At 40.0% G+C, this 16,235-nt stretch carries 16 protein-coding genes; 12 read left to right on the plus strand and 4 right to left on the minus strand.

Annotated features, from left to right (window positions below):
* Nucleotides 1–9 precede the first annotated feature (9 nt).
* The 7 genes from AB2B50_RS02865 (at nucleotide 10) to AB2B50_RS02895 (ending at nucleotide 4,759) form a co-directional block, all read left to right on the plus strand.
* Complete coding sequence (locus tag AB2B50_RS02865) at nucleotides 10–339, plus strand: metal-sulfur cluster assembly factor (protein WP_000331926.1); 330 nt, start codon at nucleotides 10–12, stop codon at nucleotides 337–339.
* Between the two features lie 109 nt (nucleotides 340–448).
* On the plus strand, nucleotides 449–1,492 hold the full coding sequence (locus AB2B50_RS02870; protein ID WP_463260716.1) for a glycosyltransferase family 4 protein: 1,044 nt from the start codon (nucleotides 449–451) through the stop codon (nucleotides 1,490–1,492).
* 8 nt (nucleotides 1,493–1,500) lie between these two features.
* Nucleotides 1,501–2,817: a glycosyltransferase family 4 protein gene (locus tag AB2B50_RS02875; RefSeq protein WP_320692375.1), complete on the plus strand. Its 1,317-nt coding sequence runs from the start codon at nucleotides 1,501–1,503 to the stop codon at nucleotides 2,815–2,817.
* Nucleotides 2,818–2,843: 26 nt separating this feature from the next.
* Complete coding sequence (locus tag AB2B50_RS02880) at nucleotides 2,844–3,035, plus strand: PspC domain-containing protein (protein ID WP_301559964.1); 192 nt, start codon at nucleotides 2,844–2,846, stop codon at nucleotides 3,033–3,035.
* A 29-nt stretch (nucleotides 3,036–3,064) separates the two neighbouring features.
* The gene (locus AB2B50_RS02885; protein ID WP_000863850.1) at nucleotides 3,065–3,199 is read left to right on the plus strand and encodes a DUF4044 domain-containing protein; all 135 of its coding nucleotides are present in this window, start codon (nucleotides 3,065–3,067) and stop codon (nucleotides 3,197–3,199) included.
* 75 nt (nucleotides 3,200–3,274) lie between these two features.
* Entirely contained in the window at nucleotides 3,275–4,585 is a 1,311-nt protein-coding gene (obgE, locus tag AB2B50_RS02890) for a GTPase ObgE (protein WP_320692376.1), read from the plus strand.
* A gap of 9 nt (nucleotides 4,586–4,594) precedes the next feature.
* Nucleotides 4,595–4,759, plus strand: coding sequence for a hypothetical protein (locus AB2B50_RS02895; protein ID WP_320692377.1), 165 nt, complete (start codon nucleotides 4,595–4,597; stop codon nucleotides 4,757–4,759).
* Between the two features lie 35 nt (nucleotides 4,760–4,794).
* On the opposite strand, the gene AB2B50_RS02900 is transcribed toward AB2B50_RS02895, so the two are convergent.
* Together AB2B50_RS02900 and AB2B50_RS02905 are read right to left on the minus strand one after the other, a co-directional pair.
* Nucleotides 4,795–5,265, minus strand: coding sequence for an arginine repressor (locus AB2B50_RS02900; RefSeq protein ID WP_320692378.1), 471 nt, complete (start codon nucleotides 5,263–5,265; stop codon nucleotides 4,795–4,797).
* A complete protein-coding gene (locus AB2B50_RS02905) occupies nucleotides 5,216–7,555 on the minus strand; it encodes a Xaa-Pro dipeptidyl-peptidase (RefSeq protein WP_320692379.1) in 2,340 nt (779 codons plus the stop codon). Before AB2B50_RS02905 ends, AB2B50_RS02900 begins: the two co-directional genes overlap by 50 nt.
* A 177-nt stretch (nucleotides 7,556–7,732) precedes the next feature.
* On the opposite strand from AB2B50_RS02905, the gene mutY reads away from it, so the two are divergent.
* The 4 genes from mutY to AB2B50_RS02925 all read left to right on the plus strand — a co-directional run bounded on the left by mutY (nucleotide 7,733) and on the right by AB2B50_RS02925 (nucleotide 11,818).
* A complete protein-coding gene (mutY, locus tag AB2B50_RS02910) occupies nucleotides 7,733–8,896 on the plus strand; it encodes an A/G-specific adenine glycosylase (protein WP_320692380.1) in 1,164 nt (387 codons plus the stop codon).
* Between the two features lie 64 nt (nucleotides 8,897–8,960).
* Nucleotides 8,961–9,665, plus strand: coding sequence for a response regulator YycF (gene yycF / locus AB2B50_RS02915; protein WP_000722070.1), 705 nt, complete (start codon nucleotides 8,961–8,963; stop codon nucleotides 9,663–9,665).
* Entirely contained in the window at nucleotides 9,658–11,007 is a 1,350-nt protein-coding gene (gene vicK, locus AB2B50_RS02920) for a cell wall metabolism sensor histidine kinase VicK (RefSeq protein WP_320692381.1), read from the plus strand. Before yycF ends, vicK begins: the two co-directional genes overlap by 8 nt.
* 1 nt (nucleotide 11,008) lies before the next feature.
* A complete protein-coding gene (locus AB2B50_RS02925; RefSeq protein ID WP_045763287.1) occupies nucleotides 11,009–11,818 on the plus strand; it encodes an MBL fold metallo-hydrolase in 810 nt (269 codons plus the stop codon).
* 38 nt (nucleotides 11,819–11,856) lie between these two features.
* On the opposite strand, the gene AB2B50_RS02930 is transcribed toward AB2B50_RS02925, so the two are convergent.
* Together AB2B50_RS02930 and AB2B50_RS02935 are read right to left on the minus strand one after the other, a co-directional pair.
* Nucleotides 11,857–12,204: a thioredoxin domain-containing protein gene (locus AB2B50_RS02930; protein ID WP_320692382.1), complete on the minus strand. Its 348-nt coding sequence runs from the start codon at nucleotides 12,202–12,204 to the stop codon at nucleotides 11,857–11,859.
* Nucleotides 12,205–12,461: 257 nt separating this feature from the next.
* Entirely contained in the window at nucleotides 12,462–14,180 is a 1,719-nt protein-coding gene (locus tag AB2B50_RS02935) for a phospho-sugar mutase (RefSeq protein ID WP_320692383.1), read from the minus strand.
* A gap of 152 nt (nucleotides 14,181–14,332) precedes the next feature.
* Between AB2B50_RS02935 and AB2B50_RS02940 the strand changes: the two genes are divergently transcribed.
* A complete protein-coding gene (locus AB2B50_RS02940) occupies nucleotides 14,333–16,234 on the plus strand; it encodes an ABC-F family ATP-binding cassette domain-containing protein (protein ID WP_320692384.1) in 1,902 nt (633 codons plus the stop codon).
* Nucleotide 16,235 lies beyond the last annotated feature (1 nt).

The following is a 16,235-nucleotide window of genomic DNA, read 5'->3' on the forward strand; positions in this document are numbered from 1 at the left end:
AGAGTGAAGATGGCTTACACAGAAGAACAGATTGAAAATATCAAAACACGTATTTTGACAGCACTAGAAGAAGTGATTGACCCAGAGTTGGGGATTGATATCGTCAATCTAGGTTTGATCTATGAGATTCGTTTTGATGGCGATACAGGTGAGACTGAAATTGATATGACCTTGACAACCATGGGTTGTCCCTTGGCAGATCTTTTAACCGACCAAATCTATGATGCTATGACGGATGTTCCAGAGGTTACTAACGTTGAAGTCAAATTAGTTTGGTATCCAGCTTGGACAGTTGAGAAAATGAGCCGTTACGCTCGTATCGCTTTAGGCATCAAGTGAGTAAATTATAAAAAGAGAAATAGTGTAGACGCCAGGAAATTCCCAGCTTTTATGCTATCTCTCTTTTTATTTGCTGATTTTATTTGAAGAAAATGGTATAATGATTACTATGGAAAAAGAGAAATTGCGCATCAATATGCTAAGTTCAAGTGAAAAAGTGGCGGGCCAAGGTGTGTCTGGTGCTTACCGTGAACTGGTACAGCTTTTAAAACGAGATGCGAAAGACCAACTGATCGTAACAGAAAATCTTCCAATCGAAGCGGATGTTACTCATTTTCATACGATTGATTTTCCTTATTATCTCTCGACCTTTCAGAAAAAACGTTCTGGACGTAAGATTGGCTATGTTCACTTCTTACCTGATACCTTGGAAGGTAGTTTGAAGATTCCATTCTTCTTAAAGGGGATTGTCAAACGCTATGTATTTTCTTTTTATGACCGTATGGAGCATCTGGTTGTGGTCAATCCTACCTTCATTGAGGATTTAGTGGCTGCTGGAATTCCACGTGAAAAAGTGACCTATATTCCTAACTTTGTCAATAAAGAAAAATGGCATTCACTTCCTATAGAGCAAGTTGAACAACTTCGTAAAGATATGGGAATTGATGAGAATCAGTTTGTAGTCGTTGGTGCAGGTCAGGTTCAGAAGCGTAAAGGAATAGATGACTTTATCACTCTAGCTGAGGAATTACCGGATATCACTTTTATTTGGGCTGGTGGCTTCTCTTTTGGGGGAATAACCGATGGTTATGAACGATATAAAAAGATTATGGATAATCCTCCTGAAAATCTAATTTTCCCAGGGATTGTTGATCCAGAACGGATGAGAGAACTCTATGCCTTGGCTGATCTTTTCTTGCTTCCAAGTTATAACGAGCTCTTTCCAATGACTATTCTAGAAGCTGCGAGTTGTGAAGCACCCATTATGCTTCGTGATCTAGATCTTTACAAGGTCATTCTTGAAGGAAATTACAGACCAACAAGTGATGTAGAAGAGATGAAAGAAGCTATCTTGGAATATCGAGAGCATCCAGAAGCGTTGAAAGCATTGAAAGAAAAGGCTAAGGCCATTTCAAGAGAATATTCAGAAGAGCATCTTCTTGAAATCTGGCTAAAATTCTATCGGGAGCAAGCAGCTTTAGGAAAAAAATGAGGTAGTATATGCGAATTGGTTTATTTACAGATACTTATTTCCCGCAGGTCTCGGGTGTTGCGACCAGTATTCGAACCTTAAAAACAGAACTTGAAAAGCAAGGACATGCCGTCTTTATCTTTACAACAACAGACAAGGATGTTAATCGTTATGAAGACTGGCAGATTATCCGTATCCCTAGTGTTCCTTTCTTTGCCTTTAAGGATCGACGTTTCGCCTATCGTGGATTTACAAAAGCTCTTGAGATTGCCAAGCAATACAAGCTGGATATTATTCATACGCAGACTGAGTTTTCTCTTGGTTTATTAGGGATTTGGATAGCGCGTGAATTGAAAATTCCAGTCATTCATACCTATCATACCCAGTACGAAGATTATGTCCACTATATCGCTAAGGGGATGTTGATTCGTCCAGGTATGGTTAAGTACCTTGTGAGAGGCTTCCTTCATGATGTTGATGGAGTGATTTGTCCAAGTGAAATTGTGCGAGACCTTCTATCAGATTATAAGGTCAAAGTAGAAAAACGAGTTATTCCTACAGGGATTGAGCTAGCCAAGTTTGAACGACCTGAGATTGGACCAGAACATATCGCAGACTTACGTGATAAATTAGGCATTAAGAAAGATGAAAAGATGCTTCTTAGCCTTTCACGTGTTTCTTACGAGAAGAACATTCAAGCTGTTCTGGCAGCACTTCCAGCTGTTCTAAAAGAAGAGCAAAATGTTAAATTAGTCGTAGCTGGAGATGGTCCTTATCTGGAAAATCTCAAGGAGCAAGCATCAGATTTACAGATTCAAGATTCTGTTATTTTTACAGGGATGATTGCCCCAAGTGAAACCGCACTTTACTATAAGGCTGCTGACTTCTTCATTTCAGCTTCAACTAGTGAGACGCAAGGCTTGACCTATCTTGAAAGTCTTGCAAGTAAGACTCCGGTAATAGCTCATGGAAATCCCTATCTTGATAACCTCGTCAATCATAAAATGTTTGGAACTCTTTATTATGAAGAGAGAGATCTAGCAGGGGCTATTTTAGAAGCTTTAATTGTAACTCCAAAGATGGATGAAAAACTTTTGGCTGAAAAATTGTATGAAATTTCAGCTGAGAATTTTGCTAAGAGAGTGCATGAATTCTATCTAGATGTTATTATTTCAAATAATTTTGAAAAAGAATTGACTGCAGATGAACCTGTTACGAAACGTATTTTAAAGACAGTATTTTATATACCACAACAAGCAGTGTCTATGCCGGTCAAGGGGTCAAGACGTATGTTGAAAGCTTCTAGAAAACAGTTGAGCCATTTAAGAAAATATTTGAACGATTAATCGAATAAAAGAAAGGAAATAAAAAAATGAAAAAGAAATTTATGAGAAGTGGTAGAGATCAAAAAATCGGTGGTGTATGCGCTGGTTTAGCTAATTATTTTGATATTGACCCTACAATTGTACGTGTAGTTTGGGGAGTTCTAGCTTTCTGTTATGGTGCTGGCCTTATTGCTTACTTGATCTTGTGGGCAATCGCTCCTGTATCAGATGAATTTTAAGATTAGAGTATTATAGTAAAGGAGAAAAAATGGCATTTGGTGATAATGGGAAGCGTAAAAAAACTTTCTTTGAAAAACTAACGATGTTTGTCGTATTAATCATGTTATTTGTAACCTTAGCAGGTATCTTTGCTACAGCTATCGGTGTATTTAGCAGATTTTAAAATGCTAGATTTTCTAGCAAGTAGTAATAGTTGGTGACTGGGATTTCCCAGCCCTTTTTAGAGTGAGAAAAGAATATGAGTATGTTTTTAGATACAGCCAAGATCAAGGTCAAGGCTGGAAATGGTGGCGATGGGATGGTTGCCTTTCGCCGTGAAAAATACGTCCCTAATGGCGGTCCATGGGGAGGTGATGGAGGTCGTGGTGGTAACGTTGTCTTTGTTGTAGATGAAGGTTTACGTACCTTGATGGACTTCCGTTACAATCGTCATTTCAAAGCCCAATCGGGTGAAAAAGGGATGACCAAAGGAATGCACGGACGCGGTGCAGAAGACTTGATTGTTCGAGTACCTCAAGGTACAACTGTGCGTGATGCAGAAACTGGAAAAGTTATCACGGACTTGATTGAGCATGGCCAAGAGTTTATCGTTGCTCACGGTGGTCGAGGTGGCCGTGGAAACATCCGTTTTGCGACACCCAAAAATCCTGCTCCAGAGATCTCTGAGAATGGAGAACCTGGTCAGGAGCGCGAATTACAGTTAGAACTTAAAATCCTTGCGGATGTTGGTTTGGTTGGCTTCCCTTCAGTTGGGAAATCAACTCTGCTCAGCGTAATTACCTCTGCAAAACCTAAAATTGGTGCCTACCACTTTACAACAATCGTTCCAAATCTTGGTATGGTCCGTACCCAATCAGGTGAGTCCTTTGCAGTGGCAGACCTTCCTGGTTTGATTGAAGGAGCAAGTCAAGGTGTGGGCTTGGGAACTCAATTCCTTCGCCATATTGAGCGTACTCGCGTTATCCTTCACATCATCGATATGTCAGCCAGTGAAGGTCGCGATCCTTACGAAGATTATCTAGCTATTAACAAAGAGTTGGAATCTTACAACCTTCGTCTCATGGAGCGTCCACAAATTATTGTTGCTAATAAGATGGATATGCCAGAAAGCCAAGAAAACCTTGAAAAATTCAAGAAAAAATTGGCAACTAACTTTGATGAGTTCGAGGAATTACCAGCAATCTTCCCAATATCAGGTTTGACAAAACAAGGTTTGGCACCTTTATTAGACGCAACGGCTGAACTTCTTGATAAGACTCCAGAATTCCTTCTTTATGATGAGTCAGAAATGGAAGAAGAAGTTTATTATGGCTTTGATGAAGAAGAAAAACCATTTGAAATTAGTCGTGATGATGATGCAACTTGGGTACTTTCAGGTGAAAAACTCATCAAACTCTTTAACATGACTAACTTTGACCGCGATGAGTCTGTTATGAAATTTGCACGTCAGTTGCGCGGTATGGGAGTCGATGAAGCTCTCCGCGCCCGTGGTGCCAAGGATGGAGATTTGGTTCGTATCGGTAAGTTTGAGTTTGAATTTGTGGACTAGGAGATAGCGATGGGAGATAAACCGATATCTTTCCGTGATGCTGATGGAAATTTTGTTTCTGCAGCAGACGTCTGGAATGAGAAGAAGTTAGAAGAATTATTTAATCGCCTCAATCCAAATCGTGCTTTGAGACTAGCAAGAACTAAAAAACAAGCTGAAAACAACAATTCATAAAATAAACCCGTGATGACTATCATCACGGGATTTTGTTAGCGATCAAAAAATAGAGGTGGTGCAAACTGTTTGAGGCGCTCAAAGCAAGATTGAGCTTGTTCCTTATCCTCGCAGATAACCAAACAGACATCATTTCCACAGATAGTAGCTACAATTTCAGGGAAGTTTAGGGCATCCAAGATGGATCCGAAGGACTGTGCTAATCCTGGATAGGTTTTGATGACAACCTGGTGTTGGACAGGTTGCATCATGTAGAGGGATTCCTCCATATACACTTCTAGCCGTTTTTCCCACTTGGATGTAGAGCCAGTGTTGATTGAATAATAGGAGTGTTCACCTTCACGAATCTTAGAAAGATTCATCAGATTGATGTCTCTTGAAAGTGTTGCTTGTGTGACCTGTACTCCGTTTTCAATCAGTAGTTCTTGTAATTCAGTTTGGGTATGAATTTTTTGTTTAGTGATTAGGGCTCGGATGAGCTGGTGTCTTTGCTCGGCTTTGTTCATTTACAGTTACCTCCCTTTGAAAAGGTATCTCAAGATTGGACTGTGCAAGGTCGACAGTCAAGTGATAGTCTGTATTGTCACGAACAGTAATTTCAAAGTCAGTAGTATAAAGAACGAGACGGAGAGTATCGCCTTCTTTTAGTTTATAAATAGTTGGCTGTAATTCAAATTGGAATTCCATCCATTCATCTGGTTTAACTTCTTCAATTTTTAATAAATCATGACGATTTTGGAGGTTGAGGTAGCCTTTGGTAATAACACGTTGGGCATTTGGGCTAAATGGTAGCTCGCAAATGTTTTCCAGCATATGGTAACGACCATTATCAATCGTACGAGCAGACAAGACTCCAGGATAAGGTTGAAGGTATTTCTTTTGACCAAGTTCGAGAAGTTGAGCAGAGAGAAGACCTTTATTGGTACTTGACTTGAGACGAAGGTTTAGTTTAACACGACCATTGATATGAAGATCTTCAGTCACTGGAAGATCAATGGTAATCTGATTGACCTTACCTTGATAAAGTTCATTGTTAAAGGTTTGGTAAGTTTTTCCAAATCGTTCGAAGTCAGAATCTTGGTAATGATTTTCAATGACAGCTTCCTCAGTACCTAAAGAGAAAGTTTTATGGTCAGTTTGATTTCCAAAATCTTCAAGTGACAGCCAGGTTTGAGGAGCAGTATTGTCTTGCCAAACGACTCTTGGAAGTTGGTAGTCAGTTTCTTGGTCCAATAATTTCTGCGTCAAAAGGGCATTCATAGATTCACGGAAATCAATAGACTGCCAGTTGTTCATATAAACATGGGCGCCGTTATGGTAAAAGAGATGTTTTTTAATATGACTTGGAAGAGCATTGAACATTTGATAGACGTGAAGTGGTTTGACATTCCAGTCTTGTGAACCGTGGGTAAAGACAACTTCAGCCTTAACCTTTTTAGCATTAAGAAGGTAGTTTCTGTCATGCCAAAATTGGTTATAATCTCCAGTTTTACGGTCTAGATTTTTCTTGAGTTCTTCTATGGATGCTTTATGAGCCTCGTTTCCACGAATAAAGTCACCAGCTAAGAGATTACGAGAATAAGTTAATTCATCTAATGAATCGAAGTCCTCTCCAGGATAGCCGCCTGGGCTTGTCACAAGACCATTTTCACGGTAATAGTTGTACCATGATGAGATACCTGCTTCAGCAATAATGACTTCTAAACCATCAACTCCTGTAGTAGCAAGACCGTTAGACATTGTTCCTAGATAAGAAAGACCAGTAGTTGCTACCTTACCGTTGGACCAGTCAGCCTTGACTTGACGTTCACGACTATGGTCTGTAAAGGCACGACAACGGCCATTGAGCCAATCAATGACATTTTTATAGGCTTCAACTTGTCGGTAGTCACCATTAGTCATCTGACCTTGAGAATCCTTTGTACCAAGACCAGATACGTAGATGTTTGCAAATCCTCTTGGAAGGAAGTAGTCGTTAAGTGTGTAGCTGCTATTGATATGAGTCAGTTTTTCTTCAGCTTCTAGAACGAGGTCTGCTTGGCCAACTGGTTCAATAAAACTAATACTCGGATCTTCTAAGCTAATCTCGTGTGGCTCTTTGACTTCTAGTTCAGCTTCCATTTTGTAAAGGGCCTTATCACTAGCTTTATCATTGGTTCCTTGATGGTAAGGACTTGCCGTCATAACAGCTGGAATTTTGCCGTGGTAAGATGGACGGATAATGTTTACCTTGATAAGATCTGGCAGTCCATCATTATCAGAATCAATACTACTTTCTACATAAACAACTTCACGAATAACATTGTTAGTTGAGAAAGTAGCCAAACTCTTTCCATTGAAGTAGTGGTAATCATTGTCCTCAGGGATAAAACCATCACTAACAAGCTGATCAATTAAGGTATTTCCCTTTTTAGTGCGCGTGTTAAGGAGTTGATAGAGGTTATCAACTAAATCACCAAAGACGATAGGAAGTCCTGTTTCTTGATGAAAGGTTTGAGCATCTTCGAAGTCTATAAGGTAGCTAAATCCAAGCAACTGAAAAACTACGGTATAAAAGATTTCTGAAGTTAATTCACGATTAGAATTGAAGAAAGTGAGCAGATCAGTTTCTTTATCAACCGCTAAAGTTGAGAGGGGATAATCCGTATTTTTATAATTGAAAAAATAAGTTCTAACAAAAGCTTCAAACTGTTCTTTCGCAGAATTTGATTGATCAAGCTTGAACCCAAGGTTGGATAATTCCTGTAAAGCTTCTCGCTGGCTTACAGGATAGTAACTAAATTGATTAAAACGCATAGATGCCTCCTTTGAAGAATCATTAAATTTATTATATCAAAAAAGAAGGGAAAATGATAGAATCAGCTGGTTTGGAAAGGTTAAATTGCTATTAATCTAACAGAGTTTAAGAGAGTGTTTTAACAAGTCCTATCTTGAATTTTTGAGTATCATTAAAGGTTATGCTATACTAGAAATATGTTAGATTTGGAGAAATATGGTGTGACCATGTGGGAAAAGGACAAGATTCTCTCTTTCCGTCAAAAATTATTAGCCTGGTATGACGAAAATAAGCGTGATTTACCCTGGAGACGGAGTAAGAATCCTTACCATATCTGGGTGTCTGAAATCATGTTGCAGCAGACTCGAGTTGATACCGTTATTCCCTATTATGAACGTTTTTTGGACTGGTTTCCGACTGTTGAAAGCTTAGCAAATGCTCCTGAGGAGCGCTTATTAAAAGCTTGGGAAGGACTTGGCTATTATTCTCGTGTCCGCAATATGCAAACAGCCGCTCAACAGATTATGAGTGAATTTGAAGGCAAGTTTCCGTCAACTTATGAAGGTATTTCAAGCTTAAAGGGGATTGGTCCTTATACAGCTGGTGCAATTTCTAGTATTGCCTTTAACCTTCCACAGCCTGCAGTAGATGGCAATGTCATGCGTGTTTTGGCACGTTTGTTTGAAGTCAATCATGATATTGGAAATCCTAGCAATCGTAAACTATTTCAAGCGATGATGGAAGTTCTAATAGATCCTGATCGTCCAGGTGATTTCAATCAGGCTTTGATGGATTTAGGTTCAGATATTGAGGCTCCTGTTAATCCAAGACCTGAGGAGAGTCCTGTTAAGGAGTTCAGTGCTGCTTACCAACATGGGACCATGGATTGCTATCCCATTAAGGCTCCAAAGAAAAAGCCAATTCCTATTTTTCTAAAGGCTCTTGTAGTTCAAAATAGTCAAGGTCAGTTTCTATTAGAGAAGAATGAGAGTGAAAAACTCTTGGCTGGATTTTGGCATTTTCCCTTGATTGAAGTTGATGAATTCTCAGACCAGACTCAGGACCTGGACCTTTTTAGTCAAGTAGCGGAGCCAATTCTAGAACTGGGACCATCTCCACAGGAGAGTTTTGAACAGGACTATGACCTTGAAGTTGATTGGCAAGATCTACGTTTTGAAGAGGTTAAGCACATTTTTAGCCATCGTAAATGGCATATCCAGATAATTGCAGGGCGAGTTACTGAAACACAGGAATATGCAGATAGAGAAGTCCTTTGGTTAAGTCCGGAAGAATTTATCAATTATCCCCTAGCCAAACCCCAGCAAAAGATTTGGCAAGCCTACTTGAAAAGAAGCTGCTAGTATCGGTCTTTCGTGTCTTCTTTACATTTTTTTGGTATAATGAGATAAGGAAAAAGGTGACTAAATGAAAAAAATACTAATTGTAGATGATGAAAAACCCATCTCAGATATTATAAAATTTAATATGACCAAGGAAGGTTATGAAGTTGTAACTGCTTTTAATGGTCGTGAAGCTCTTGAACAATTTGAAGCTGAGCAACCAGATATTATTATCTTGGATCTGATGCTTCCAGAGATTGATGGACTTGAAGTTGCAAAAACTATTCGTAAGACAAGTAGTGTTCCTATTATCATGCTTTCAGCAAAGGACAGCGAGTTTGATAAGGTTATTGGGCTTGAACTTGGAGCGGATGACTATGTAACCAAGCCATTTTCAAATCGTGAACTACAGGCCCGTGTTAAAGCTCTTCTCCGTCGTACAGATATTGTATCAGTTGATAACCAAGAACCTGAAACGAAATTACAAAGTCTGCAGATTGGCGATTTGGAGATTTTACCAGATGCCTACGTGGCTAAGAAATATGGTGAAGAGTTAGACCTAACCCACCGCGAATTCGAACTCTTACATCATTTAGCTTCTCATCTTGGTCAAGTTATTACCCGAGAACATCTTCTTGAAACTGTTTGGGGATATGACTATTTTGGAGATGTCCGTACAGTTGATGTAACTATTAGACGTTTGCGCGAGAAGATCGAAGACACACCAAGTAGACCTGAATACATCCTAACTCGTCGTGGAGTGGGATATTACATGAGAAATAATGATTGAAGTAATTAAACAAACAATTTTGACGAGTGACTTTATCTTTATCCTCATCCTAATTGGCTTTATTATGCTAGTGACTTTTCTTCTGCTTGAGAGCCGTCGCGATAATATTCGCCTTAGACAATTAAACCAGAAGGTTAAGGATTTGATTGCTGGTGATTATTCTCAGGTTTTGGATATGCAGGGAAGTTCAGAGATTACAAATATCACCAATAATCTTAATGATTTGTCTGAAGTAATCCGTCTGACTCAGGAAAATCTCGAACAAGAGAGTAAGAGGTTGCATAGTATCCTAGCCTATATGACAGACGGAGTACTTGCGACCAATCGTCGTGGCCAGATCACCATGATCAATGATATGGCCAAGAGACAACTTGGAGTTGAAAGGGATGATGCTCTTAATCAAAATATCTTAGAGTTACTCAAAATTGAAGAAGAGTATGAGCTGAGAGATCTCATTACCCAAAGTCCTGAATTGATGATTTATTCCCAAAATGTGAATGGCGAGTATATCAGTTTGCGCGTGCGTTTTGCCTTGATTCGTAGAGAATCTGGTTTTATCTCTGGTTTAGTAGCAGTCCTACATGATACGACTGAACAAGAGAAGGAAGAACGTGAGAGAAGGCTTTTCGTTTCGAACGTTAGTCATGAGTTGCGTACACCCTTGACAAGTGTAAAATCTTATCTTGAGGCCTTGGACGAAGGAGCCCTGACAGAACCAGTTGCCCCTGATTTTATCAAGGTTTCTCTGGATGAAACCAACCGTATGATGCGGATGGTGACGGACCTCTTGCACCTCTCACGGATTGACAATGAGACCAGTCACTTGGATGTTGAGTTGATTAACTTTACTGCCTTTATCACTTTTATTCTCAATCGTTTTGATAAGATGAGAAGTCAGGACGATGAGAAGAAATACGAGTTGGTGAGAGATTATCCGATTAACTCCGTGTGGATTGAGATTGATACAGATAAGATGACTCAGGTGATAGATAATATCCTAAATAACGCCATCAAATATTCACCAGATGGTGGAAAAATCACTGTAAGCATGAAGACTACAGATGATCAGATGATTTTGTCTATCTCTGACCAAGGTTTAGGAATTCCAAAGCAAGATTTGCCGAAGATTTTTGACCGTTTCTATCGAGTTGATCGGGCAAGAAGTCGTGCTCAGGGTGGAACAGGATTAGGTTTGGCTATTGCTAAGGAAATCATCAAGCAACATAAGGGCTTTATCTGGGCCAAGAGTGAATATGGCAAGGGCTCTACTTTTACCATCGTACTTCCATACGATAAAGATGCCGTGAAAGAAGAGATTTGGGAGGATGAACTAGAAGACTAGAATGAGTGATATCGGTTTTAAATACAGTATTTTAGCATCGGGTTCCAGTGGAAATTCATTTTACTTGGAAACACCAAAAAAGAAAATTTTAGTAGATGCGGGACTCTCAGGCAAAAAAATTACAAGCCTCTTGAGTGAAATCAATCGTAAACCAGAGGATTTGGATGCTATCTTAATAACCCATGAGCATTCAGATCATATCCACGGTGTGGGCGTCCTTGCTCGTAAGTACGGCATGGATCTTTATGCCAATGAGAAAACTTGGCAGGCTATGGAAAATAGTAAGTATCTCGGTAAGGTTGACTCGTCGCAAAAGCATATTTTTGAGATGGGAAAAACCAAAACCTTTGGCGACATCGATATCGAGAGCTTCGGTGTGAGTCATGATGCAGTCGCTCCCCAGTTTTATCGTTTTATGAAGGACGATAAGAGCTTTGTCATGCTGACGGATACAGGCTATGTTAGTGATCGTATGGCTGGCATTGTCGAGAATGCAGATGGCTATCTGATCGAGTCAAATCATGATGTGGAAATCCTGCGAGCAGGATCCTACGCATGGCGACTCAAACAACGCATCCTGTCTGATCTTGGACATCTTTCAAATGAAGATGGCGCAGACGCCATGATTCGCACACTAGGTAATCGTACCAAGAAGATTTACCTAGGCCATTTGTCTAAGGAAAATAATATCAAGGAGCTGGCTCACATGACAATGGTCAATCAGCTAGCTCAAGCAGATCTAGGAGTAGGAGTAGATTTTCAAGTTTACGATACTTCACCAGACACCGCAACACCATTGACTGAGATATAAAAAAAGAAGGCCTTTGCCTTCTTTTTTTATAGACTATCTTACAACTCAGCAAATTCTTTGATTTCTTGAGCTGACATTGAAGAGTCGCAACGGACCTTGATTTGTCCATTTGCAACATGGACGAATCCTGGTACAGTAGGGATTTCATAGCGTGAGCGGAAGTCTTGTAAAGCTTCAAGTTGACTTGGTTCTTCGCTATTGATGAAGTAGATGTGCGCTTTGGTTTCAGCTACTACACCAGCCAATGTACCAGCAAATTTACGGCAGTAAGGACAAGTTTTGCGTCCGATAAAGAAAGTTGCAGTTTCTTGCTTGTCAAGTGCTTCTTGAGCACGCGCTACAGTTGTAACTTCAAGATCTTTGATGTTTTCTAAAAATTGTTCCATGAGATTACCTCGCTTTCATTGATATGTCTAGTATGCCATAAAGTTTCTAAAATTGCTCAGTTTTGATACGGAAATAGATGGTGGGGCAGAAATTAGTAGACTAAGTCTGATTTTCTAGTCCGATATCCCTGTGTCTTTAAAGATATCGAAACTGAAGTTTTGGTCAAAAGAGTTAAAAAAAGACATAAATTACAGTCATCTTTTACTTTATCATCAAAAATAAAGGTCAGGATTTTTCCCGACCTTTATATAGTTGCTTATTTTACAAAGGCATTGATTTCAGCTTCGATGTTAGCAATCTTAGCTTGTGAATCTTCGTTGCTTTCACCAACAACTGCAATGTAGAACTTGATTTTTGGTTCAGTACCTGAAGGACGAACTGCAATCCATGAACCATCAGCAAGTGTGTATTTCAAGACATCACTTGGGGGAGTAGTCAAGGCTGTTACAGTGCCATCAGAGGCAGTAGAAGTTTGTGCTTTGAAGTCTTCTACGACAGTGATTTCTGTTGCGTTCCATTCTTTTGGACCATTTTCACGGAATTTAGTCATAATTGCTTTGATTTGCTCAGCACCGTCGACACCAGAAAGAGTAACAGAGATTGTCTTTTCAGCATAGTAGCCATACTCTTTGTAGATTTCTTCGATACCATCTGCAAGAGTCAAACCACGAGAACGGTAGTAGGCTGCAAGTTCAGCAACGACTAGAACAGCTTGGATAGCATCTTTATCACGTACGAATGGTTTAATCAAGTAACCGAAGCTTTCTTCAAATCCCATCATGTATGTGTGATTGTGTTTTTCTTCGAATTCTTGGATTTTTTCAGCGATAAATTTGAAACCAGTCAAGACGTTGAACATAGTTGCGCCGTAGCTTTCAGCAATCTTCGTTACCAAGTCAGTTGATACGATAGATTTGCAAAGGGCTGCATTTTCTGGAAGAGTTCCAGCGTTTTTGTGGGCTTCCAAAATGTATTTGGCCATGATAGCACCGATTTGGTTACCTGAAAGGTTAAGATAGCTACCGTCTTTTTGAAGAACTTCAACACCGACACGGTCAGCATCAGGGTCAGTTGCGACAAGCACATCAGCTCCTACTTGACGACCAAGTTCTTCTGCAAGTGCAAAGGCTGCTTGGCTTTCTGGGTTTGGAGATTTAACAGTTGAGAAGTCTGGATCTGGAGTAGCTTGAGCTTCAACAACTTGAACTGAGTCGAATCCTGCTTGTGCAAGAGCACGACGCGCCAACATTTCACCGGTACCGTGAAGAGGAGTGTAGACAATCTTCATGTCCTTGCCAAACTCTTCAATCAAAGCTGGGTTGATGTTCACATCTTTGACTTCTTTGAGGTATTCGGTATCGACTGCTTCGCCAATAACTTCAATCAAACCAGATGCTTTTTCAGCTTCTACATCAGCAACTTCAACTGCAAATGGATTTTCGATAGCACGGATATAAGTTGTCAAAGCATCCGCATCGTGTGGAGGCATTTGGCCACCATCTTCACCGTAAACCTTGTAACCATTGAATGGAGCAGGGTTGTGGCTAGCAGTAATCATGATACCTGCGAAGCAGTTAAGGTGACGAACAGCAAATGAAAGTTCTGGTGTTGGACGGAGACTTTCAAAAACATAAGATTTAATACCGTGTTTAGCAAGAACTGCTGCAGATTCAAAGGCAAATTCTGGAGAGAAGTGACGGCTATCATAAGCGATCGCTACACCACGTTCTTTTTCGTTTCCACCTTTTGACTCAATCAAACGAGCCAAACCTTCTGTTGCTTGACGAACAACGTAGATGTTAATGCGGTTAGTACCAGCACCAATCAGTCCACGCATACCTGCAGTACCAAACTCAAGATTGGTATAGAATGCGTCTTCTTTAGTTTTCTCATCCATGTTTTCCAAATCATGACGAAGGTAGTCTGGAAGTTCTGCGAAATCAACCCATTTTTGGTAGTTTTCTTGATAAGCCATAGGAAATCTCCTTTAATATATAATCTAATCGCTTACATTATACCACGATTTGAAGTTTTAGTAAAACGTTAGCATGAGTTTCTGAAAAAGTTATGAAATGTACCTAAACCACAAGTCTTGAACGGCTAACCGAAACATGCTATACTAACTGTATGATTATTTTACAAGCTAATAAAATTGAACGTTCTTTTGCTGGAGAGGTTCTTTTTGATAATATAAACCTACAAGTGGATGAAAGAGACCGCATTGCTCTCGTTGGGAAAAATGGTGCTGGAAAGTCTACTTTGCTCAAGATATTGGTTGGAGAAGAGGAGCCAACCACTGGTGAAATCAATAAGAAAAAAGATATTTCCCTCTCTTATCTAGCTCAGGATAGTCGATTTGAGTCTGAGAACACCATCTATGATGAGATGCTTCATGTTTTTGATGACTTGCGTCGTACTGAAAGACAACTTCGACAGATGGAGTTGGAGATGGGGGAAAGAACTGGTTCAGAACTAGAAAAACTAATGTCTGACTATGATCGCCTATCAGAAAATTTCCGTCAGGCTGGAGGCTTTACATACGAAGCTGATATTCGCTCTATCTTAAATGGATTCAAGTTTGACGAGTCTATGTGGCAGATGCGAATCGCTGAGCTTTCCGGTGGTCAAAATACCCGTTTAGCCCTTGCCAAAATGCTCCTTGAAAAGCCTAATCTCTTGGTCTTGGACGAGCCGACTAACCACTTGGATATTGATACAATTGCTTGGTTAGAAAACTATCTAGTTAATTATAGCGGTGCTTTAATTATCGTCAGCCACGACCGTTATTTCCTCGATAAGGTTGCGACCATAACACTCGACTTAACCAAACATTCTTTAGATAGATATGCAGGAAACTACTCAAGTTTTGTGGAGCAGAAGGAGCAGAAGCTCGCAACTGAAGCCAAAAACTATGAAAAGCAGCAGAAGGAAATTGCTGCCTTAGAAGACTTTGTTAACCGAAATCTTGTTCGAGCATCAACAACCAAACGTGCTCAATCTCGACGCAAGCAACTGGAGAAAATGGATCGCTTGGACAAGCCTGAAGCTGGGAAAAAGTCAGCTAATATGACCTTCCATTCTGACAGGGTATCTGGTAATGTCGTTTTGACAGTTGAAAATGCTGCTATTGGCTATGATGGTGAAATCTTATCAGAACCCATCAACCTTGATCTTCGTAGGATGAACGCTATTGCCATTGTTGGTCCTAACGGTATTGGTAAGTCAACCTTTATTAAATCCATTGTGGACCAAATTCCCTTTATCAAGGGTGAGAAGCGCTTTGGTGCTAATGTTGAGGTTGGTTACTATGACCAGACTCAGAGCAAACTAACACCGAGTAATACAGTCTTAGACGAACTCTGGAATGATTTCAAGCTGACTCCTGAACTAGAAATTCGTAATCGCCTAGGTGCCTTCCTTTTTTCTGGTGACGATGTTAAGAAATCGGTTGGTATGCTGTCAGGTGGAGAGAAAGCTCGATTGCTCCTAGCTAAACTTTCAATGGAAAATAATAACTTCCTGATTCTAGACGAGCCGACAAACCACTTGGACATCGATAGTAAGGAAGTGTTGGAAAATGCCTTGATTGACTTTGATGGGACTCTTCTATTTGTCAGCCACGACCGTTACTTTATCAACCGTGTAGCGACTCATGTGCTAGAATTGTCTGAAAATGGATCAACACTTTATCTTGGTGATTATGACTATTATGTTGATAAAAAAGCAGAGCTAGCAGCTAGCCAAGCAGAAGAAGCGGCAGCTGTTAGCCAAGAAAAAGAGGCTTCTCCAGTTAATGACTACCAAGCTCAAAAGGAAAGTCAAAAAGAACTTCGTAAATTGATGAGACAAATCGAAAGTCTTGAGACAGAAATCGAAGAACTGGAAACTCAAGCCCAAGCTATCTCTGAACAAATGCATACCACCAATGATGCAGATGAACTCATGCAATTACAAGCAGAACTGGATAAAATTAGCCAGCGTCAAGAAGAAGCAATGCTAGAGTGGGAAGAATTATCGGAGCAGGTGTAAG

It is taken from the genome of Streptococcus fermentans (assembly GCF_040888305.1).
GTDB classification, from domain to species: Bacteria; Bacillota; Bacilli; order Lactobacillales; family Streptococcaceae; genus Streptococcus; species Streptococcus fermentans.